The following is a 20,072-nucleotide window of genomic DNA, read 5'->3' as shown; positions in this document are numbered from 1 at the left end:
CCGGCGGCGCGGCACCGGTCCCGGTCGGAGGTCCACGACTCGGGCAGGTACAGCTCCCGGTCGATGAGCGCGTGCCCGGCCGCGCTCGCGTAGGCGAGGAAGACCCCGATCTGACAGTTTTCCACCCGCCCAGCGGTGCCCGAGTACTGGCGTTGCACCCCGGCCGAGCGGGTGCCCTTCTTGAGGAATCCGGTGTCATCGACGATCAGTACGCCGGTGCGGTCGCCGAGGCGTTCGACGACGTAATCGCGGACATCGTCGCGCACGCCGTCGACGTCCCAGTCCGCCCGCCGCAGCAACCGTTGCATCCCGTCCGGGCTGATCTCACCGGCCCGCTCGGCGAGGGTCCACCCGTTCTTGCGTTCCAGACCCGCAACCAAACCCGTCACATATTCACGGACTCGGGTACGCGGTTCCGACCGGGCGAACCGACCGGAGATCCGCTCATGCAACGCTTCCAACTCGGCGACAACCAGATCAAGGACCACACAATCAGTATCGTCTACCTGTCAAGCAAGTGCCGTTGCAGTACTAGGACCGCCGCCGCGGTTTGCCCTTCTTGCCGCCCTTCGTTCCGGAGCCCGACCGTGACGTCCTGGCCCCCGCGGCCGGTTTCTGGCGTGCAGCCGCCGCGGCGGGACGCTTCTTCTTCGGCTGAGCCGGAGTCGGGGTGCGGCCCCGGGAGCTGTTGACGGTCCGGCCTCGAACGATGCCGATGAACTCCTCCACCAGTTCGGTGGTGTCGTCCTCGGGCCACGACAGTGCGATCCGTGACTCCGGGCCGTCCGACACCGTCCGGTAGACGAGGTCCTTGCGGTGGTGGAGCCGCGCGAGCGACTGCGGGACGACGAGCAGCCCGATCCCCGCGGCGATCAGTTCGATCGCGTCGGCCGTCGTGGCGGGGCGGTCCTGGGCGGGCAGTCCCGGCAAGCTGTCCCAGACGAGGACGTCGTCGTGCGGGTGCAGCACGATCTCGTCGGCCAGATCCGCGATCGACACCTCGTCCACCGCCGCCACGACGTGGTCCTTCGGCGCCACGACCACGGGGATCTCGGTGTACAGGGGGATGGCGCTGAGACCGGTCCGGTCGATCGGCAGCCGCACCAGGCCCGCGTCCGCGCCGCCGCCGCGCAACGTCACGGCTGCGTCGGCGGCCGCCACCGGGACGAGAGTGAGCGGGACGTCGGGCAGTCGTTCGTTCCAGATCCTCACCCACTTGGTGGGGGTCACGCCCGGGACATACGCGAGCCGGAACGAAGGGGATGCATCCGCGTCTGTCACTCCGTCAGGCTACCGGCCTTGGTCAACGGCATCGCACACGCTCGTTACTCTTGACACCATGACGTCGCACAAGAGCCCTCAGACTATGAAGCCCGCCACCGCGGCGAAGAAGCTGGGTGTGTACCTCGAGGCCACCCCCGCGGAGTTCCAGGAGGGTCTCGTCTCCCGCGACGAGCTGAGTGCACTGCAGAGCGATCCGCCGGAGTGGCTGCTCGAGCTGCGCCGAAACGGCCCGCACCCGCGGCCGGTGGTCGCGGCGAAGCTGGGGGTATCCATCGCGGGCCTCGGCCGAGGCGGCGTCACCGAGGCGCTCACCACCGAGCAGATCGACGCGCTCATGGCGGATCGTCCCGAGTGGCTGCAGCAGGAACGCGCCACCCAGGCCGAGGTCCGCAAAGAGACCGTCCGCATCAAGGAGAAGAACGCGGCGCGGCGTGATCAGCCCCGCCGGCCGCGTTCCTGACCGCTAACCCTCGACGATGCTGAGCTCGTCGAAGATCACTTCGCCGGCCGCGTCGGACTCGGGGAGGTCGACGACCGCCGTCAACGCCCACCCGTGATCGCCCTGAGGGTCCTCGAGGACCTGCCGCACCCGCCACAGCTCGGGCGCGGTCTCCACCTGGAACAGCTGGGGGCCGCGTGCCGAGGGGCCGGTGCCGAGGGAGTCGTACTCGTCGAAGTACGGCTGGAGCTGGTCCTCCCACTCCCCGGCGTCGATGCCGTCGTCGAGTCCCTCCAGTTCGGCCCACCGCCGCCGCGACGCGAGTTCGATACGCCGGAACATGGCGTTGCGCACCATCACCCGGAATGCCCGCGTGTTCGCCGAGATCGGGCGCGGCACATCGGCGCCGAACGCGACCTGCTGCTCGTCTCCCTCGGCGCCGGGATCGGTGAGGGATTCCCATTCGTCGAGCAGGCTGGAATCGACCTGGCGGATCAGCTCGCCCAGCCACTCGATGAGGTCGTCCAGCTCCTCCGTCCGGGCCTCGGTCGGAACGGTCTGGCGCAGTGCGCGATACGCGTCCGCGAGATACCGCAGCACGAGCCCCTCCGAACGGGCCAGACCGTAGTGGCTGACCATTTCGGCGAACGTCATGGCCCGCTCGACCATGTCGCGCACGACCGACTTGGGCGACAGCGCGAACTCCGTGATCCACGGATGCCCACCGCGGTACATCTCGAACGCCGGGAACAACAGGTCCGCGAGAGGCTTGGGCCAGGTGACCTCCTCGAGCAGTTCCATGCGTTCCTCGTACTCGATCCCGTCGGCCTTCATCTGCGCGACCGCTTCACCGCGGGCGAAGTGCTGCTGCGCCATGAGGACCTGCCGCGGGTCGTCGAGGGTCGACTCGATCACCGACACCACATCCAGTGCATAGGAATCGGATTCGACGTCGAGGAGTTCGAGGGCGGCCAGGGCGAACGGGGACAGCGGCTGGTTGAGCGCGAAGTCCCGCTGGAGTTCCATCGTGAGCCGGGCCATGCGGCCGTCGGCGTCGGGTTCTTCGAGTCGCTGCACCACGCCGGCGTCGATCAGCCCGCGGTACAACGACAGCGCCTTGAGGATGTGCTTGCGCTGCGCGGGCCGCGACTCGTGGTTGTCCTCGAGGAGGTGCCGCATGGACTCGAAGCAGTTGCCCGGGCGCGCGATCACGTTGAGCAGCATGGAGTTCGACACAGAAAACCGTGAGACGAGCGGTTCGGGTGACGCGGCGACGAGGCGATCGTACGTGGCCTCGCTCCACGACACGAAGCCGTCCGGCGCCTTCTTGCGCTGTACTTTCCGGCGCTTCTTCGGGTCGTCGCCTGCCTTGGCCAGTGCGCGCAGGTTTTCGACCTCGTGTTCGGGCGCCTGCACGACCACGGTGCCCAGGGTGTCGTAGCCGGCGCGTCCCGCGCGTCCCGCGATCTGGTGGAACTCGCGGGCGCGGAGGTGCCGCGTGCGGGTGCCGTCGAACTTGGTCAGCCCGGTGAGGAGCACGGTGCGGATGGGGACGTTGATCCCCACACCGAGGGTGTCGGTGCCGCAGATGACCTTCAGCAGACCGTCCTGCGCCAACTTCTCGATGAGACGGCGGTACTTCGGCAGCATGCCCGCGTGGTGGACGCCGATACCGTGGCGGACGAGGCGCGAGAGCGTCTTGCCGAATCCGGTGGTGAACCGGAAGCCGCCGAGGGCTTCGGCGATGGCGTCCTTCTCCTCGCGCGAACAGAAGTTGACGCTGGTCAGGGCCTGCGCCCGTTCCAGGGCGGCGGCCTGGGTGAAGTGAACCACGTAGACCGGGGCCTGATTGGTGGTCACCAGTTCCTCGATCGTCTCGCTCACGGGAGTCGTGGCGTACGAGAACAAGAGGGGAACGGGACGCTCGGTGCCCGCGACGACGGTGGTTGGGCGGCCGGTCCGGCGGGTGAGGTCGGACGAGAAGAAGTCGACCTCCCCGAGGGTGGCTGACATGAGGAGAAACTGGGCGTGGGGGAGTTCGACAAGGGGTACCTGCCACGCCCAGCCCCGGTCGGGCTCGGAGTAGAAGTGGAACTCGTCCATCACGACCTGACCGATGTCGGAGTCGGCGCCCTCGCGCAGCGCGAGGTTCGCGACGATCTCGGCGGTCGCGCAGATGATGGGTGCCCGCGAGTTGACGGCGGCATCGCCGGTCATCATGCCGACGTTCTCCGCGCCGAACACCTCGCACAGGGCGAAGAACTTTTCGCTGACAAGGGCTTTGATCGGGGCGGTGTAGAAGGTGCGCTTGCCGGTGGCCATGGCGTAGAAGTGGGCGCCGACCGCCACCATCGACTTGCCGGATCCGGTGGGCGTCGCCAGGATCACGTTGGCCCCGGACACCAGCTCCATCACGGATTCTTCCTGGGCGGGGTAGAGCGTCAAACCCCGTTCTTCGGTCCAGGAGGTGAAGGCGTCGAAAACGGAATCGGAATCCGCGTTGTCGGGGAGCAGGTCGGAGAGAAGCACTGCTACAGGCTAGCCGGAACGCGGTGCGCCGCTGCCGGGCCTATGTCGCGCTGCGTTCGTCCGATCCCATCGCGTCGAGGACCGCCATGCGGGTGGACGCGCTGCCGGTGATGGTGCTCTCACCGACGCCGGTGACGAGCATCTGCCGCCACTTCGTTTCGTCGAACTGCAGGGGATGGGTTACGGACAGGAACTTTTCGATGGTGCGCAGGAACCGCATCGGGTCGTCGCGGAACGGGAAATGGCCTGCGCCGCGGAAGATCTCGAGGTGTGAGCCGGGCATCGCCGCGTGTGCGAGGTGGGCATGGCTCACCGGGATGACGGCGTCTTGATCGCCCCAGATGAGCTGCACCGGGAGGTTCTCGGTCAGGTAACATCGGTCGAGCATGGTGACGACCTGGCCGCGCCAGTCGACGACCGCGCGCAGGGTGCGCAGGTACGCCTCGTAGGCGGTGGGGTCGTACAGCTCCGCGAGTACGCGTACCAGGTCGGGTGTGTCGTGCAGCATCGCTCCGGGACGCAGTCGCGTTCCGTTCAGTTGGCTCAACACGTTCCCCACGAATCGCACGGTGGGCATCGCGCCGGGAATGCGCAGCAGTTTCAGCGCCTCGTTGACCACCGGAACCGACGCGAGACGGAGGAGCGGGTGAACGTCCTTGGTGACGCCGCCGGCCGAGACCAGGACGAGCCGGTCCACCATCTGCGGGAACTGGTAGGAGAACTGCATGGCGACACCGCCGCCGAGCGAGTGACCGACGACGGTGACCTTGTCGATGCCCAGGGTGGACAGCAGGTCGCGCATGCCGTTGGCGTACGCCGCGACCGAGTAGTCGGCCCGCGGCTTGTCGGAGCGTCCGTGACCCAGCAGGTCGGGGGCGATGACGGTGTAGTTCTTGGCGAGGTGCGGGATGATCTCGGTCCAGGTGGACGAGTTGTCGCCGATGCCGTGGATCAGCAGAAGCGCGGGACCCTCGCCTGCCATGCGGAACGCGCGGCGGTAGCCGTGGATCGTGCGGAACATCATGCGGGTTTCGGCGTTCGGAACGGGCCTGAGCTTACGAATGCGGGTGTCGCTCATGTCGCCTCCTGAACTAGGTGCACTCCCGAATGTTGACAGCTCAATCATCCGCTTCATCTCGACGCTATTGCACCGCTCTCGGCCGAACAACTGGACCGTGCGGTCGCACAGTGTCCGCGTGGCGACCGCACATCCGATCCTCGGTCACGCCCCGCCCTGTGATCCCCCCTCCTCCTCGGAGTCGCCGCCCTCGCCGTCCTGCAGGGCCTGTTCGGCGAGGAAACGCTCGAATTCTGCACCGAGTTCGTCACCACTCGGCAGGTCTTCTTCGCTGGCCAGGAGCGTGGACTGCTGTTCTTGAGCCGTTACGTACGCATCGTACTGGCGTTCCAGGGCGTGGACGACGGTTTGTACCTCCTCGTTACCCGCGATGTGCTCGTCGACCTGTTCCCGGACGCGTGCCGCGGCCTCGCCGAGCGCGGCCAGCGGCAGGTCCAGGTCGGTGACGTCGCTCACATTCTCGAGGAGGGTCTCGGCGGCCCCCGGGTAGTCCGTCTGAGCCAGGTAGTGGGGAACGTGAACCGAGAATCCGACGGACTCGTGCCCGTGCTGCGCCATCCGCAATTCGATCAGCGAGGACGCGCTACCGGGCACCTGCAGTTCGCCCGACCAGCGCTGGTGATCCTTGATCAGGTCCTTGTTGGTGGAATGCGCGGTCACCCCGAGTGGGCGGGTGTGCGGGATGGCCATCGGAATGGCGTTGATGCCCACGGTCCGGCGCACACCGAGCTGCTCGGCCAGCAGACGCACCGCCGTGGTGAACCGCTCCCAGCGGAGATCGGGTTCCATACCGGCCAGCAGCAGGAACGGGGTGCCCGCCGTGTCTTTCAGCGCATACAGGTTCAGTTCGGGCTGATCGTAGTCCGAGAAGTGATCGGCTTTGAACGTCATGGTGGGCCGACGCGAGCGGTAATCGACGAGTTCGTCGACCGCGAAGGAGGCGACCAGTTCGCTCTCGAGGCTCTCACGGAGATGCGTCGTGGCGAGTTTGACGGCGTGGCCTGCGTCGGAGAAGCCCTCGAGTCCGTGGATCAGCACAGGTCCCTGGCCGTCCGCGGAGGACAGCTGCGGTGCCGGGAACTCCAGCTCGTACATCTTCGACTGTTCGTCCATTACAGACCTCTTCTCCTTCGTGCCTGGCCTCCAGTGTCCCCTATCGTCTCCGGCATCGATACGTCGGACTTTGCTCTCGGAGGTCCTGCCCTGGGGGAACACGGCGCGGGCGACCGATAATTCCCGCCAGGGGCCTTCCGGTGTTCGCCCACAGCGAGATCCCGCGCACGGACTGTGGCAATGTGAGGAACGGCACGGTCCGACACGGACGACGATCCTGGAGGTGCGCGATGTCGGCACAGGTACAAAGAATTGCGGACCGCGTTCGAAGATCGGCGGTCGTGTCGTGAGCGTGCGCATCGACCGAGTGGTCACCTCCGGCACCTTCAGTCTCGACGGGGGCACCTGGGACGTCGACAACAACGTGTGGATCGTCGGCGACGACTCCGAGGTGGTGGTGATCGACGCCGCCCACACCGCCGCCCCGATCGTCGAGGCTGTCGGCGGTAGGCACGTGAGGGCCATCGTCTGCACACACGGCCACAACGACCACGTCACCGTGGCGCCCGAACTGTCCACGGCACTGGACGCCCCCCTCTACCTCCATGCGGCCGACGACGTGTTGTGGCGACAGACTCACCCCTCCGTCGCCTACACGCCGATCGAGGACGGGCAGGAGATCGCGGTAGCCGGGACCGACGTCCGCGTGCTCCACACGCCCGGTCACTCTCCCGGCTCCTGCTGTCTGTATCTGCCGGAGGCGGGGGAACTGTTCAGTGGTGACACCCTGTTCTCGGGCGGACCGGGAGCCACCGGGCGCTCCTACTCGGACTTCCCGACGATCATCGGGTCCATTCGCGACCGTCTGTTCGCGCTGCCGCCGTCGACGACGGTCCGCACCGGGCACGGCGACGGAACCACCATCGGGACCGAATCCCCGCATCTGGAGGAGTGGATCGCCCGCGGCAGCTGAGCCGCACCCTCCCCACCGTCGATGCATCGGCGTGGCAGAGTGGCGGACAGGCTCCCGGGGTGGGAGCACCACGCATCCGACACGGGAGGTCGACGGTGAGGTCTCGGCGCACAGCGGTACGGACGGCCGTCGTCGTCCCGGTGGTCGCGGTGGCCGCGGCGACGATTCTCGCCGGGTGTTCCTCGACGGTCTCCGGTGTCCCGCAGCCGAGCACGACCATCGCGGCGGGCTCGCCTTCCGGAAAGGGACTGTCGAAGCTTCTGGTCGATCCGGCCGACTTCCCGGCCCGGTACGAGGCGATCGTGCTGCCCGCCCAGGCCGTGTCGATGGCGGCCCCCGACCTGACGGGCGTACCGCAGGGCGCGGTGGTCGACCCTGCGGACTGTGCGCCGCCTGCGCAGGACTACGGACCGACCGGCACCGTCATGGCGGTGGGCACTGACAACGCGAGCCGTTCGACGATCTCGGTCGAGCTCACCAGAACCGATACACCCCTCGACGAACTGGCGGCACAGACGAAGAAGTGCGGCGAGGTCACCGTGACGGACAGTGGGGCCGAGTCCACCGTCACCACCGAGGTCACACCGGCTCCTCCGGTCCGGGCCGACGACACCCTCGCGCTCCGGCGGACTGTCAAGTCCGGCAACCAGAGCGACAAGGTCACCCAGTCGATGGTCACGTTGATGGCGCAGGTGGGCGACGTGCGGGTGTCCGCGACCTTCATGTCGTTCGGCGACGCGAAGGCCGATACCGTCGCGCTCGACGAGTTGTTCACCGCCGCGGTGCAGAAGGTGCAGAACAGCTGAGCGGGGCCCTTTAGCACAGGGCTCCGACGACTCCTCGGTCGAACGGCGCGTCCGCGCGGCGCGGCGGCCCGGTTGTCCACAACCGATGGCCCATCCACAGCCCTCTGTGTTTCCCCAGTTCGCCCGCCCCGCGCCGACGCGTCGACCCGTCAGAGTCTGATGCATGACGACACCCGCATTCCCGAACGGTTCCGGTTTCTCCGACGATCCCGGCGGGGGACCGCCCCCGCTTCAGCACACCGTCACGTTGTCCGCCCCGGGCGACCTTCTCGCCTCGGTGCCCGCACTGCTCGGATTCCGGCCTGCCCGGTCGATCGTGGCGGTGTGCCTGTCCGGGGAGCACAACCCGTCGGTCGGAGCCGTCATGAGACACGACCTGGTCCTCAGCGGCGGCGACGTGCCGACCCCGCCGATGTACGCGGCGTTGGGTCAGTTCGCCACCGTCTGTGAGAGGGAGCAGGCCACCGGGGTGCTCCTGGTGCTCGTCGACGACCGCTTCACCGATCGGGCCGCGATCTCCCTGGACGAGCTGTCCGCGATCGTCGAAGAATTCGAAGAGCTCCTCGACTTCACGCCGACCGAACTTCTCGACGTGTTCGTCACGGCGGAGATCGCGGCCGGCCGCGAATGGTTCAGCCTCCTCGGCGGTGGTGGGTACGGAGCCCAGTCCGATCCGACGTCGTCCCGGGTCGCGCTCGCGCGGGTCGTCGAGGGCAGGGCCATCCGCTCTTCGCGCGAGGAGCTGGAAGCCACGATCGAGACCGGCCCGGTGCTCGAACGGATGCAGATCGCCGCCCTCATCGAACGCGGCCGTCAATCATCCCTTCTGCGAAGGGAATTGGCCGAACGTTCGGCCACGCCGGAACGCGGTCACCGTCTCGAACTCGAACTGGTGCTGACGCACGTCGCGCGGGTGTCGTCCGGGGAGAGGCTCCTCGCGCCGGAGTACGCGGAACTCGCGCTCGCACTCGATAATGTCACCGTCCGGGACGGTGCGCTCGCTCTGGCCGTCGGCCCGTACGCCGACGACGCGGAGCAACTGTGGATTCTCCTCGCCCGCAACCTCCCGGACCCGGAACGCGCGAACCCGGCCGCGCTGCTCGGATACAGCGCCTACCTTCGTGGCGACGGGCCGTTCGCCGGCATCGCGTTGGCCGCCGCACTGGACTCGGAGCCGGGGCACGTACTGGCCACCCTGCTCGACGGTGCACTGCACTCCGGACTCCGGCCGACCGAGGTGCGGGGCCTGGCCGACGTCGGTTACGAGCGAGCCGAAGCGATCGGTGTCGTACTGCCCCGCTAGATCGCGGACCGAGCCGGCGTCACCGCCGTGCCGCGTGCGACCGGTCGCCCAGCTCCTGCAGGTAGGCCCAGGCGTCGGCGACGATCTCGTCGAGGTCGGTGTGCTCCGGCCGCCACCCGAGTTCCGCGATCGCCCGATCGCTCGACGCCACGAGCACGGCGGGATCGCCTGCCCGGCGCGGTGCGTCCTCGGCCGCGATGGGGAGCCCGGTGACCCGCGCGCACGCCGAGATGACTTCGCGCACACTGAAACCCGCACCGCTGCCCAGATTGTAGATGCGGTGCCTGCCCTCGATCGACGACTCCAGTGCCAGGACGTGCGCCTCGGCGAGGTCGAGCACATGGATGTAGTCGCGGATCGCCGTTCCGTCCGGAGTCGGCCAGTCGGTTCCGAAGATCGAGATCTTCTCCCGCTGACCGAGCGCCACCTGGAGCACGAGAGGAATCAAATGCGTTTCGACGACCCGGTTCTCGCCGGCCGACTTGTACGCTCCCGCGACGTTGAAGTACCGCAGGCTGGTCGCCGCGAGCGAATGAGCCACCGAATACGACGTTATGGCATGGTCGATCGCGAGTTTCGTCGCCCCGTACGGATTGGTGGGACGGGTCGGATCGGCCTCCGTGATCGGCGAGTGCTCGGGCTCGCCGTACGTGGCGGCGGTCGACGAGAACACAAGCTTCTGCGTCCCCGAATGCCGCATGGCCTCCAGAAGTTCGAGCGTGGTGACGACGTTGCCGCGCCAGTACTTCTCCGGGTACTGGACGGACTCGCCGACGAGCGACTGCGCCGCGAAGTGCAGGACGCCGTCGAAGCGGGGTGTGCCGCTCGTGCCGAGCACGTCCGACACCACCTCCGCGACGTCGCCCTCGACGAACTCGGCACCGAGCGGCACCGCGTCGGCGTTACCCGTGGACAGGTCGTCGATGATGACGACCTCGTGTCCGCGTTCGAGCAGGACCGTGCTGCAGACGCTGCCGACATAGCCGGCGCCGCCGGTGACCAGAAGTTTCATCGATTATCCCTGAACCTGCTTCACCTGGACGGCGTGTGCCATCTCCTCGGACAGATCGAATCCGCTGTGGCCGGGCACCGTGATGGTGACCGAACCGGGCTTGGTCTCGACTGTGACACGCGCGTCCGGGACGACGCCCGCCTCGCGCAGCTGCCCGATGACGTCCGGATCCGACTGCACGTGCTCCGCGAGACGCCGGACGACGACAGCGGTCGGCTTGCCGGGCGGCACGTCCGTGAGGCGGATGAGCGTCTCGGGGGGGTCGACCGGGCGGTCCAGCCCGAGCAGCGCGAGCCCCGGAATAGGGTTGCCGTACGGCGAAGTCGTGGGGTTGTTGAGCACCTCCACCAGGCGCCGCTCGACTTCCTCGCTCATGACGTGCTCCCAGCGGCACGCCTCCGCATGAACCTCTTCCCACTTGAGGCCGATGACATCGACCAGCAGTCGCTCGGCGAGGCGGTGCTTCCGCATCACGGACACAGCGAGTTCGCGGCCCTTCTCCGTCAGTTCCAGGTGGCGGTCGCCGGCGACCAGGAGGAGACCGTCACGCTCCATCCGGGCGACGGTCTGGCTGACCGTCGGACCGCTCTGCTCGAGTCGTTCGGCAATACGTGCTCGAAGTGGGACGACGCCCTCTTCTTCCAAGTCATAGATCGTCCGGAGATACATCTCCGTGGTGTCGACCAGATCCTTCACACTCACACCCCTTCGTCTCGGTCGATTCTACCGGTGATTGCCCGCCACCGGCGCCGTCCGTCCTCGCAGCGCGTCGGTGCCGGTCGTGCCGGGGTCTGCTCGCACCCTCCGCGGGGGACCAGTAGCGTGAGTTCATGACCGCGTCGTTCAGTTCCGGGGAGGATTCGGCTGCACTGGTATCGCACCGTGCAGTCGTGTGGAGTCCGGACTATCTCAGTTATCGGTGGAGTGCGGACCACCCGATGAACCCCACACGGCTCGAGCTGACCATGTCGCTCGCCCGCAGCCTCGGGATTCTGGAGGGGGTCGAACTGTTACGGCCCGATGCCGCCTCGGACGCAGATCTGTTGCGGATCCACACCCCCGCGTACGTCGAAGCTGTCAAACAGGCCGGACACTCGGCGACGTCGGGTGTGCTCGGTGCGGACGCCCCGCACGGGCTCGGCACCGAGGACAATCCCGTCTTCCCCCAGATGCACGAGGCGAGCGCGATCCTCGCGGGCGGTTCCCTCGCCGCGGCGCAGGAGATCGCAGCGGGGCGCACACGCCGCGCCGTGAGCATCGGCGGCGGCATGCATCACGCGATGCCCGACTGGGCCTCCGGCTTCTGTGTGTACAACGATGTCGCCATTGCGATCTCCTGGCTGCTGGACCACGGTTTCGACCGGATCGCCTACATCGACGTCGACGCGCACCACGGGGACGGGGTGCAGCACGCGTTCGCGCACGACCCCCGGGTCCTGACGATCTCGCTCCACCAGCATCCGGCAACGCTCTGGCCCAACACCGGGTGGTCGAGCGAAGTCGGTGAGGGATCAGGGGAGGGCACCGCCGTCAACCTTCCCGTGCTGCCCGGCACCGTCGATGCGTTGTGGCTGCGCGGTTTCCACGCCGTCGTCCCGGGCGCCCTCGCGGCGTTCAGGCCCCAGATCGTGATCAGCCAGTGCGGTGTGGACAGCCACCGCGAGGATCCGCTGGCCGACCTCGCGCTGACGGTCGACGGCCAGCGGGCCGCATTCCTCGCGATGCGCGATCTCGCCGACCGCTACGCCGAAGGACGCTGGCTCGCCGTCGGCGGCGGCGGTTACGGCCTCGTCCGTGTGGTCCCGCGCGCGTGGACCCATCTCATTGCCGCAGCGCTCGACCGCGAGATCGACACGGGCCGTGCCGTACCCGAGGCCTGGCAGGAGCGGGCTCACACGCTCGCACCCAGCGTGGACCTGCCGGACACGATGGGCGACGGCGGCGAGGTCGACTACCGGCCCTGGGACGGTCCCGGTGGCACACCGGAAACCGGGATCCCGTCGGTCGACCGCGCCCTGACACGGATCGACTCGGCCGTCATCGCCACTCGCCGCGCCTGCTTCCCACTACTCGGACTCGACCCGGAGGATCCCCGTGACTGAGCCGTCGGACGGCATCGAGACGTCGGACAGCATCGAGACGTCGGACGGCATCGAGACGTCGGACGGCACCGAGGCGGCGGTCACGACCCAGCCGAAGAAGAAACCCGACGCCGCGCACAACTACCCGCGGCACTGGGTCGCCGACGTGCTGGCGGCGGACGGCGGAGCGGTGGCGTTGCGGCCGATCGTGCCCGAGGACGCGGACAAACTCGTCGCGTTCCACTCGAAGCTCTCCGAACGCACCCGCTATCTGCGGTATTTCGGCCCCTACCCGACCATGTCGCAACGGGACATCGTTCACTTCACCACGGTCGATCACCACGACCGGGTGGCGTTCGTGGTCCTGCTCGGGGACGAGATCATCGCCGTCGGCCGGTACGAGCGACTGATCGGCGAGGGGGACGGCAAGTCCGCCGAGGTGGCGTTCGTCGTCGCCGACGCGCATCAGGGTCGCGGACTCGGGCCGATCCTGCTCGAGCACCTGGCCGCGGCGGCCGCGGAGAACAGCCTGACGATGTTCGTCGCCGAGGTCCTCGCGGAGAACCGGAACATGGTGACGGTGTTCCGTGAGGCGGGCTATCAGGTGAGCCGCAGCTTCGAGGGCGGCGTGCTCAAGCTCGAGTTCGCGATCGACCCCACCGAAGCGATGGTGTCCGTGCGCAATTCCCGCGAGCGGGCCGCCGAGGCGCGCAGCATGCGCAACGTGCTCAGTCCGCGGTCGGTCGCGGTGATCGGTGCGTCCACCGACCGGGCGAAGGTCGGCAACGCCGTGCTGACCAACCTGCTGCGGGCGGGATTCACCGGCCCGGTGTATCCGGTCAACGCCGAGCACCGTTCGGTCCACGGTGTGCGGGCGTACCCGACGGTCCGCGACATCCCCGACGAGGTGGATCTCGCCGTCGTCGCGGTACCCGCTGAATCGATCAACGCCGTCCTCGACGACTGCCTGGACAAGGGGGTCAAGGCACTCGTCGTCGTGTCTTCGGGATTCAGTGAAACCGGGATGGACGGACGGCAGTCCGAACGTCGCCTCGTCCACGCCGCCCGCGCGCACGGGATGCGGCTGATCGGTCCCAACGCGCTCGGCGTGGCCAACAACGACAGCGAGGTCTCGTTGAACGCCACTCTCGCCCCGGTGTTGCCGAGCCCCGGCAACGTCGGATTCTTCTGCCAGTCCGGCGCACTCGGCATCGCGATCCTCGACGAGGCCGCACGGAGCCGAATCGGGTTGTCCGCCTTCGTCTCCGCGGGCAACCGTGCCGACGTCTCCGGCAACGACCTCCTGCAGTACTGGGATTCGGACCCGGCCACCGAGGTGGTGCTGCTGTATCTGGAGAGCTTCGGCAATCCCCGCAAGTTCTCGCGCATCGCGCGCCGGGTGGCGCGGAACAAGCCGATCGTCGCGGTCAAGAGCGGCCGGCACGCCGTTCCGCCCGCGCTGGCGGCCAGCGGTGGCGAGATGGACGATTCGATCGTCCGCGCCCTCTTCGAGCAGGCCGGAGTGGTGCAGGTCGGGTCGATCTCCCAGCTGTTCGACTGTGCGCTGCTGTTCGGGTATCAGCCGCTGCCCGCGGGCCCCCGGCTCGCCGTGGTCGGAAACTCCACCGCGCTCGGTGTGCTCGCCGCGGACGCGGCACGCAGTGAGGGTCTACAGGTCGGCGACCCCGTCGACCTCGGTCCGCAGGCCGGTCCCGAGGAGTTCGCGGCGGCCGTGCGGACAGCGCTCACGTCCTTCGACGTCGATTCGGTGATCGCCGTCTTCGTTCCACCGGTCGCCGTCCCCGTCGAACCCTATGCCCAGGCGCTGCGGGAGGCGGTGCGTGAAGCCGACAAACCCGTCCTCACGACGTTCCTCGCCGCGGAGGGTGTGCCCGACGTCCTGGCGGTCCGGGGTGAGGACGGGCACCCGACGCGCGGTTCGGTTCCGTCGTATCCCGGACCGGAACGCGCGGCGCTGGCACTGGCCCGCGCCTGGCGGTACTCGGCGTGGAAGAGTAAACCGTCCTCGAAAGTGGTGCGCCCCAACGGGATCGACCCGGAGCGGGCGAAAGCGATGGTCGACGGCTGGCTCGGGGCGTCGTCCGGGCGCTGGCTGTCGGACTTCGAGGCATCGCAGCTCCTCGCGTGCTACGGCGTGAATGTCGTGGAGTTCCGTTCCGCCACCACCGAAGACGAGGCCGTGCAGGCCGCCGAGGAACTGGGGTATCCGGTCGCGGTGAAGGCGACGGGGGAGCAGTGGCGACACCGGCCGGACCTCGGTGGCGTCCGCCTCGATCTGGTCGGGCCAGATTCGGTCCGCTGGGCCTACCGCGACCTCGCCGCCGCGTCCGGCGAACCGCTACTCCACGTGCAGCGGATGGCCACCAAGGGAATCGGCTGTGTGGTGGGCGTGCAGGACGACCCGTCGTTCGGTTCGCTCATCTCGTTCGGGCTCGCCGGCGTGATCTCCGACCTCCTCGGCGACCGCGCCTACCGGGTGCTGCCCCTCACCGAGGACGCTGCAGCGGAACTGATCGACGCACCGAAAGCCGCGCCGCTGCTGTCCGGCTACCGAAGCGCGGTACCGGTGAACAAATCGGCTCTCGTCGATCTCGTGCAGCGGATCTCCGCTCTCGCCGACGACCTCCCGGAGGTCCGGGAACTGGCCTGCGAACCCGTGCTCGCCTCGGCCGAGGGCGCGCAGATCACCGATTCACGCGTGCGGATCGGCCCGGAGCCCAGCGTCGCCGACCTCGGCCCCCGCCGCCTGCGCTGACCGGTCGCAGGCCCCGCCGACAGCACAGCGCCGGTGCCAGTCGCGTACGACCGGCACCGGCGCTGATTCCGGTGGGAGGCTCTGGTCAGCTGGCGTAGGAGCGCAGCCGCTCGGCGCGGTCGCCCTGCCGCAGCTTGCCCATCACTTCGCGCTCGATCTGACGGACACGCTCGCGGGAGAGCCCGAAGAGCTTGCCGATCTGGTCGAGAGTGCGCGGCTGACCGTCGTCGAGACCGTAGCGCAGGCGGATGACCTGCTGCTCACGTTCGTCGAGGGTGGCCAGCACGGTGCGCACGTCGCTGTGCAAGAGACCGGCGATCACGGCGTTCTCCGCCGACGTGGCCTCGGAATCCTCGATGAAGTCGCCCAGCGGAGCTTCCTCGTCGTTGCCGACCGGCATGTCGAGGCTCACCGGGTCGCGGCTGTGGTCGAGGAGATCCGCGATCTTGTGCGCCGGGATTCCCGACTCCTCGGCCAGCTCGTCGTCGGTCGCCTCACGCCCGAGCTGCTGATGCAGCTCACGCTTGATGCGGGCCAGCTTGTTGACCTGCTCGACGAGGTGCACTGGGAGCCGGATCGTCCGGCTCTGGTCGGCCATGCCGCGGGTGATCGCCTGACGAATCCACCAGGTGGCATACGTCGAGAACTTGAACCCCTTCGCGTAGTCGAACTTCTCCATCGCGCGGATCAGACCCAGGTTGCCCTCCTGGATGAGGTCCAGGAGGGGCATGCCGCGTCCGGTGTACCGCTTCGCGAGCGAGACGACGAGCCGCAGGTTGGCCTCGAGGAGGTGTGCGCGGGCGGACTGTCCTTCACGGACGACCGTCGCGAGGTCGCGCTTCTTGGCGGGGGAGAGTCGCTTCCCGGTCTCCAGGATGTGCGCGGCGTACAGCCCAGCCTCGATTCGCTTGGACAGTTCTACCTCGTCTGCGGCCGTCAGCAGAGCTGTGCGGCCGATTCCGTTCAGGTAGACGCGGACCAGGTCGGCAGCGGGGCTCTGGGCGTCCAGATCGGCAGCGCTGGGACGAATGCGAGTAGTGGTGCTGGGGCTTGTCATGACTTGCCTCCTCATCGGTGGTGTCTCATATGGATCAACGCACCGAAGGCCTGGGAAAGTTCCCGGCCGGTAATTTGCGAAGAGGCTGTGACCTGCGGGTTCCTCGATTCGGTCCTGAGAAGTTGCTGAGAACACGTATAAGGGGGACGGATCGGGAACCCGGCGGCTACGCGGGAAGCACGAGTCCGTGCCGGACGAGGGCGTGCACGAGCGGCACGGCCGACTGTGCGAGTTCCTCGGCGTCGACGCCGTGGGCGGCGGCGAGAAGCTCGATCAGTTCGCCCAGCACGAGGCCGTCGCCGCGCATGCCTGCGACGAGCGAGGCGACGAGATCGTCGACCTCGTGCTGCCAGGCCGGGCCGTTCCCACGGTGCAACCGGGCGACCACCTGGGTCCATCCCTCGTCGCCGGGCAGGAACACGCGCTCCAGGGCGGTGCTCTCCTCCACGCGGAAACGCGCGGCCAGCACGTCGTGGTCGCGCAGCCACGCCACCCGCTCGAAGTACGCGAGCGCCTCCGCGCCCAAGGGGTCGCTGAAGCCGTGGGTGAGATCTTCCGCCATCAGGTCGGTGGGTGCGTCGGTCCGGCGCAGGTAGACGAACCCGAAGCCGACCCCCTCGACGTTCGCGCTCGCGAGGTGATCGAGCCAGTCCTCGGCGATCGTCGCGGTGGCCGGGTCCCGGGTGTCGAGGCCGCCGTCCCGCATCCAGGTGCCGACGTACAGGGCCGGGTCGGCGACGTCCCGCTGCACCACCCACGCGTCGATCCCGTGGGCCGGAAGCCAGGAGGCGACCCGGGCGCGCCAGTCCTCGCCCTCGACGTGGATCCAGGACGCCAGCAGCGCCGCCGTGCCGCCGGGCGCGAGGTAGTCGGCCACGCGGGAGATCATCAGTTCACTTGCGCCGTCGAGATCGAGTCCGGAGTCGCGGTAGGTGTGACCCACCCGGGCGCGGCTGACGACGAACGGCGGATTGGCCACGACCTGATCGAACGTGCGGCCCTCGACCGGCTCGAACCACGACCCGGCGAGCAGTTCCACCTCTTCCTCGTTGAGCGCCGCCGTGACGGCCGCCAGATCGACGGCCCGGACGTTCAGGTCCGTGGCCGTGACCGTGTCGGCGTAGGACGCGCCGTGCAGGGCCTGGATGCCGCAACCGGTCCCGACGTCGAGCAGCGTCCCGACCGGCGCTGTCGGGGTGGCCTGCAGCAGCGACAGCGACGCGTGCCCGACGCCGATGACGTGGTCGACGGGGGTCTCGCGGGGGCGGAGGGAGCCGTCGAGGTCGGAGAGCACCCAGCGGTTGCCCCCGCCGATGTCCATCGGACGGAGGTCGAGGGCTGCCCGGACGACGTCACCGTCGGATTCGAGAAGGCCGGCCGCGACGGCGTTCTCGACCGGGAGCGGGGACAGCGCCACGGCCACCTCGCCGACGGGACAGTCGTCGGTGAGAAGGAACAGGCGGATCAGGGTGCCGAGTTCGCCGCAGCCGGCGCTGGCCCGGCGCACCGGCACCGGCTCGTTGCGGCTCAACGCCGCATGTACCTCGGGGCCCAGCGCCTCGAGCAGGGTGTCCGTGTCGTACCGGTTGCGGCGGAGGGCTTCACGCAGAGAGGGGCAGATCGACAGCAGTTCGTCACGGTTCACCCGTGCATTGTTGCAGCACGCCCGACCGCGTCAGCCCTCGATCGTGTGGTGCGGCGGCGCAGGCAGGGCGGTGGACGGCGACTCGCGGTGGTCGTACCGACTGGGTTCGTCCTTGGTGCGTGGCGGCCGGTCGTTGGCGATGAGGACCGCGATCCACGGCAGCGGGATCGACACGCCGATGATCGCCATCGAGATCCACGGGTTCTCCCAGATGCCGTACGCCACCGCCGCGAAGATCAGCGCGGGGAACCGGAAGGACATGATGAGCAGGTACTTGCGGACACGGGCGCGATGTTGATCCTCGATGGATCGCGCTGCCTCGGTGATGAGAATCGGATTGCTCGGTGAGCCGGCATCGTGGGACCCACCGAACCCTGCACTTCGTGCCATGTCTCCACTGTTCCACTGTCGGGCGGCAAATGCACACAGGGGGTGGGATCGTCGGCCGGTTGCGGCATTATTGAGGGGTGAGCACTCAAACCAAGGAACGGCCCGACGTCACCACCGACGAGTCGACCGATGACGACACTCCCAAGTTCTTCCACTACGTCAAGAAGAACAAGATCGCGGAGAGTGCCGTCATGGGCACTCACGTCGTCGCGTTGTGCGGCGAAGTGTTTCCGGTGACGAAGTCCGCGAAGCCGGGATCGCCGGTCTGCCCCGACTGCAAGAAGATCTACGAAGGATTGCGCAAGGGCGACTGAGGCTTCGCCGGCGCTCGTCGCACACCCGGTGGCTCGGGAGATTCTCGTACCGGGCCGTCGGGCTCGTCGACGTTCCCGGACTCCGGCTCGGCCGCATCCGGGCGGGCACGGTCGCCGACGACCTTGATCGGACCGGTGGCGATGCGGCGTGTGAGGCTGGTCACCGGACCCGTCGACGGCGAACTCTCGGCCTGCGCGGCGATCCAATCCCGCATCTGGTCGATTCGGGTCGCACGGGCGGGCCAGAACTCCTGGACGGTGGCGTTGAACTCGGCACCGAGCACCACCGCGAAACCCAGGAAGAACGTGAACAGCAGGAACGCGATCGGCGTTGCCAGTGCCCCGTACGTGTACCCGGTTCCGGCCACCCAGGAGAGGTAGCGGCGCAGGCAGGTGCTCGCGCCGAGGAAGAAGACCCCCGCGACGAGCGCGCCGCCGAGCAACCGGTGCCAGGGCAGCGACCGGGGGAGCGCCACCTTGTACAGCGTCGTCAGGCCGACGATGAGCAGCAGTCCGACGCCGGGGTAGTAGAACGTGTCGACGATCTCCGTCCCGATCGTGCGCCACGCCTCCGGGAGCACCCTGCCGACGAGTGTCGGCCCCAGCGCGACCAGCGGCAGGGTGAACACGGCGAGGATCAGGAACATCACGTAGAGCAGCAACGCGAACACGCGCTGCCACACCGGGTGCCGCGCCTCCTGCTGCCCGTGGGCCTCGACGATCGAGTCCACGAACGTGGAAATGGCGGACGAGCCGGCCCACAGGGACAGCAGAAAGCTCAGCGACACGATCTCGGGACGACCGCGTTCGAGTACGTCGCCGACCGTCGGGCGGATGATCTGTTCGACGACGCTGTCGCTGAACACCGTCCCACTGAAGTTGATGATCTTCGACTGGATGATGTCGACGGTGTCGGGCCCGAACCATCCGCCGACGTAGCCGAGCATTCCGAGGAGCCCCAGCAGGAGAGGGGGCAGCGACAGCGTCTGCCAGAACGCCGCCGTGGCCGCCTTTCCGAAGATCGAATCATCCCAGGCCTTGCTCGCTGTGCGACCGATCACGCTCAGTGTGCGACGTAGCGGATGCCACCCGGACCGGGGTGCGTCACCGCCACTCTGCGGCGTTGTCGGGGGTGTTTCGGTCATGATGTTTCCAGCATCCCTGACGACACGCCCGGTTGCCCACCGCTGCTGTCCTCGTGTCGCGACAAATCTGTCACTATCGGAACTCGCGAATGCGGTTCGCGTCGGATCCGGGCGCTAGGCTCCTTGACGGACAGCGCCTTCGGGTCTGGACCCGGACATGTCGATCGAATACCGAGGAGTGCGAGCA

The 20,072-nt window shown here is 68.2% G+C and carries 18 protein-coding genes; 7 read left to right on the top strand and 11 right to left on the bottom strand.

Going from position 1 to position 20,072, the window contains the following annotated elements; translation table 11 throughout:
* Window positions 1-488, bottom strand: a 488-nt coding sequence (locus tag ACFVJ3_RS28180; RefSeq protein ID WP_378455183.1) for an IS701 family transposase, incomplete at its 3' end; no start/stop codon positions are given.
* 43 nt (window positions 489-531) lie between these two features.
* A complete protein-coding gene (locus ACFVJ3_RS28175) occupies window positions 532-1,281 on the bottom strand; it encodes a LysR family substrate-binding domain-containing protein (RefSeq protein ID WP_378455182.1) in 750 nt (249 codons plus the stop codon).
* Between the two features lie 58 nt (window positions 1,282-1,339).
* Between ACFVJ3_RS28175 and ACFVJ3_RS28170 the strand changes: the two genes are divergently transcribed.
* A complete protein-coding gene (locus tag ACFVJ3_RS28170; RefSeq protein WP_378455181.1) occupies window positions 1,340-1,744 on the top strand; it encodes a DUF5997 family protein in 405 nt (134 codons plus the stop codon).
* A 3-nt stretch (window positions 1,745-1,747) separates the two neighbouring features.
* Here ACFVJ3_RS28170 and ACFVJ3_RS28165 read toward each other — a convergent pair whose 3' ends face one another.
* The 3 genes from ACFVJ3_RS28165 to ACFVJ3_RS28155 all read right to left on the bottom strand — a co-directional run bounded on the left by ACFVJ3_RS28165 (window position 1,748) and on the right by ACFVJ3_RS28155 (window position 6,443).
* Window positions 1,748-4,252 carry a DEAD/DEAH box helicase gene (locus ACFVJ3_RS28165; RefSeq protein ID WP_378455180.1) on the bottom strand — a complete coding sequence of 835 codons (2,505 nt, stop codon included), beginning with the start codon at window positions 4,250-4,252 and terminating at the stop codon, window positions 1,748-1,750.
* Window positions 4,253-4,292: 40 nt separating this feature from the next.
* Window positions 4,293-5,330, bottom strand: a complete 1,038-nt coding sequence (locus ACFVJ3_RS28160; RefSeq protein WP_378455179.1) for an alpha/beta fold hydrolase — start codon at window positions 5,328-5,330, stop codon at window positions 4,293-4,295.
* Window positions 5,331-5,474: 144 nt separating this feature from the next.
* Window positions 5,475-6,443, bottom strand: coding sequence for a proteasome assembly chaperone family protein (locus tag ACFVJ3_RS28155; protein ID WP_378455178.1), 969 nt, complete (start codon window positions 6,441-6,443; stop codon window positions 5,475-5,477).
* Window positions 6,444-6,729: 286 nt separating this feature from the next.
* Between ACFVJ3_RS28155 and ACFVJ3_RS28150 the strand changes: the two genes are divergently transcribed.
* The 3 genes from ACFVJ3_RS28150 (at window position 6,730) to ACFVJ3_RS28140 (ending at window position 9,465) form a co-directional block, all read left to right on the top strand.
* Window positions 6,730-7,356 (top strand): MBL fold metallo-hydrolase, encoded by a 627-nt coding sequence (locus ACFVJ3_RS28150; RefSeq protein ID WP_378455177.1) that lies wholly within the window; start codon window positions 6,730-6,732, stop codon window positions 7,354-7,356.
* A 140-nt stretch (window positions 7,357-7,496) separates the two neighbouring features.
* Window positions 7,497-8,162: a DUF5642 family protein gene (locus tag ACFVJ3_RS28145; protein ID WP_378455190.1), complete on the top strand. Its 666-nt coding sequence runs from the start codon at window positions 7,497-7,499 to the stop codon at window positions 8,160-8,162.
* A gap of 163 nt (window positions 8,163-8,325) precedes the next feature.
* Window positions 8,326-9,465, top strand: coding sequence for a DUF4192 domain-containing protein (locus tag ACFVJ3_RS28140; RefSeq protein ID WP_378455176.1), 1,140 nt, complete (start codon window positions 8,326-8,328; stop codon window positions 9,463-9,465).
* 19 nt (window positions 9,466-9,484) lie between these two features.
* On the opposite strand, the gene galE is transcribed toward ACFVJ3_RS28140, so the two are convergent.
* Window positions 9,485-10,477 (bottom strand): UDP-glucose 4-epimerase GalE, encoded by a 993-nt coding sequence (gene galE, locus ACFVJ3_RS28135; protein WP_378455175.1) that lies wholly within the window; start codon window positions 10,475-10,477, stop codon window positions 9,485-9,487.
* 3 nt (window positions 10,478-10,480) lie between these two features.
* Window positions 10,481-11,173, bottom strand: a complete 693-nt coding sequence (locus ACFVJ3_RS28130; RefSeq protein WP_378455189.1) for an iron dependent repressor, metal binding and dimerization domain protein — start codon at window positions 11,171-11,173, stop codon at window positions 10,481-10,483.
* A 134-nt stretch (window positions 11,174-11,307) separates the two neighbouring features.
* Between ACFVJ3_RS28130 and ACFVJ3_RS28125 the strand changes: the two genes are divergently transcribed.
* Complete coding sequence (locus ACFVJ3_RS28125) at window positions 11,308-12,579, top strand: acetoin utilization protein AcuC (RefSeq protein WP_378455174.1); 1,272 nt, start codon at window positions 11,308-11,310, stop codon at window positions 12,577-12,579.
* On the top strand, window positions 12,572-15,334 hold the full coding sequence (locus ACFVJ3_RS28120) for a GNAT family N-acetyltransferase (protein ID WP_378455173.1): 2,763 nt from the start codon (window positions 12,572-12,574) through the stop codon (window positions 15,332-15,334). Before ACFVJ3_RS28125 ends, ACFVJ3_RS28120 begins: the two co-directional genes overlap by 8 nt.
* Before the next feature lie 85 nt (window positions 15,335-15,419).
* On the opposite strand, the gene ACFVJ3_RS28115 is transcribed toward ACFVJ3_RS28120, so the two are convergent.
* From ACFVJ3_RS28115 to ACFVJ3_RS28105, 3 genes are all read right to left on the bottom strand, one after another.
* Window positions 15,420-16,391 carry a sigma-70 family RNA polymerase sigma factor gene (locus tag ACFVJ3_RS28115; RefSeq protein WP_005240812.1) on the bottom strand — a complete coding sequence of 324 codons (972 nt, stop codon included), beginning with the start codon at window positions 16,389-16,391 and terminating at the stop codon, window positions 15,420-15,422.
* Window positions 16,392-16,557: 166 nt separating this feature from the next.
* Window positions 16,558-18,036, bottom strand: coding sequence for a methyltransferase (locus ACFVJ3_RS28110; protein WP_378455172.1), 1,479 nt, complete (start codon window positions 18,034-18,036; stop codon window positions 16,558-16,560).
* A gap of 30 nt (window positions 18,037-18,066) precedes the next feature.
* On the bottom strand, window positions 18,067-18,426 hold the full coding sequence (locus ACFVJ3_RS28105; RefSeq protein ID WP_378455171.1) for a DUF3099 domain-containing protein: 360 nt from the start codon (window positions 18,424-18,426) through the stop codon (window positions 18,067-18,069).
* A gap of 77 nt (window positions 18,427-18,503) precedes the next feature.
* Here ACFVJ3_RS28105 and ACFVJ3_RS28100 point away from each other — a divergent pair, with 77 nt between their 5' ends.
* Complete coding sequence (locus tag ACFVJ3_RS28100; protein ID WP_005240826.1) at window positions 18,504-18,740, top strand: DUF3039 domain-containing protein; 237 nt, start codon at window positions 18,504-18,506, stop codon at window positions 18,738-18,740.
* On the opposite strand, the gene ACFVJ3_RS28095 is transcribed toward ACFVJ3_RS28100, so the two are convergent.
* Window positions 18,713-19,885 (bottom strand): YihY/virulence factor BrkB family protein, encoded by a 1,173-nt coding sequence (locus ACFVJ3_RS28095; protein WP_378455170.1) that lies wholly within the window; start codon window positions 19,883-19,885, stop codon window positions 18,713-18,715. The two genes, ACFVJ3_RS28100 and ACFVJ3_RS28095, sit on opposite strands and share 28 nt — an antisense overlap.
* Between the last annotated feature and the right edge of the window lie 187 nt (window positions 19,886-20,072).

Source organism: Rhodococcus sp. NPDC127593 (assembly GCF_042671975.1).
Lineage (GTDB): Bacteria > Actinomycetota > Actinomycetes > Mycobacteriales > Mycobacteriaceae > Rhodococcus_F.
This window is presented reverse-complemented; position numbering and strand designations above follow the sequence as displayed.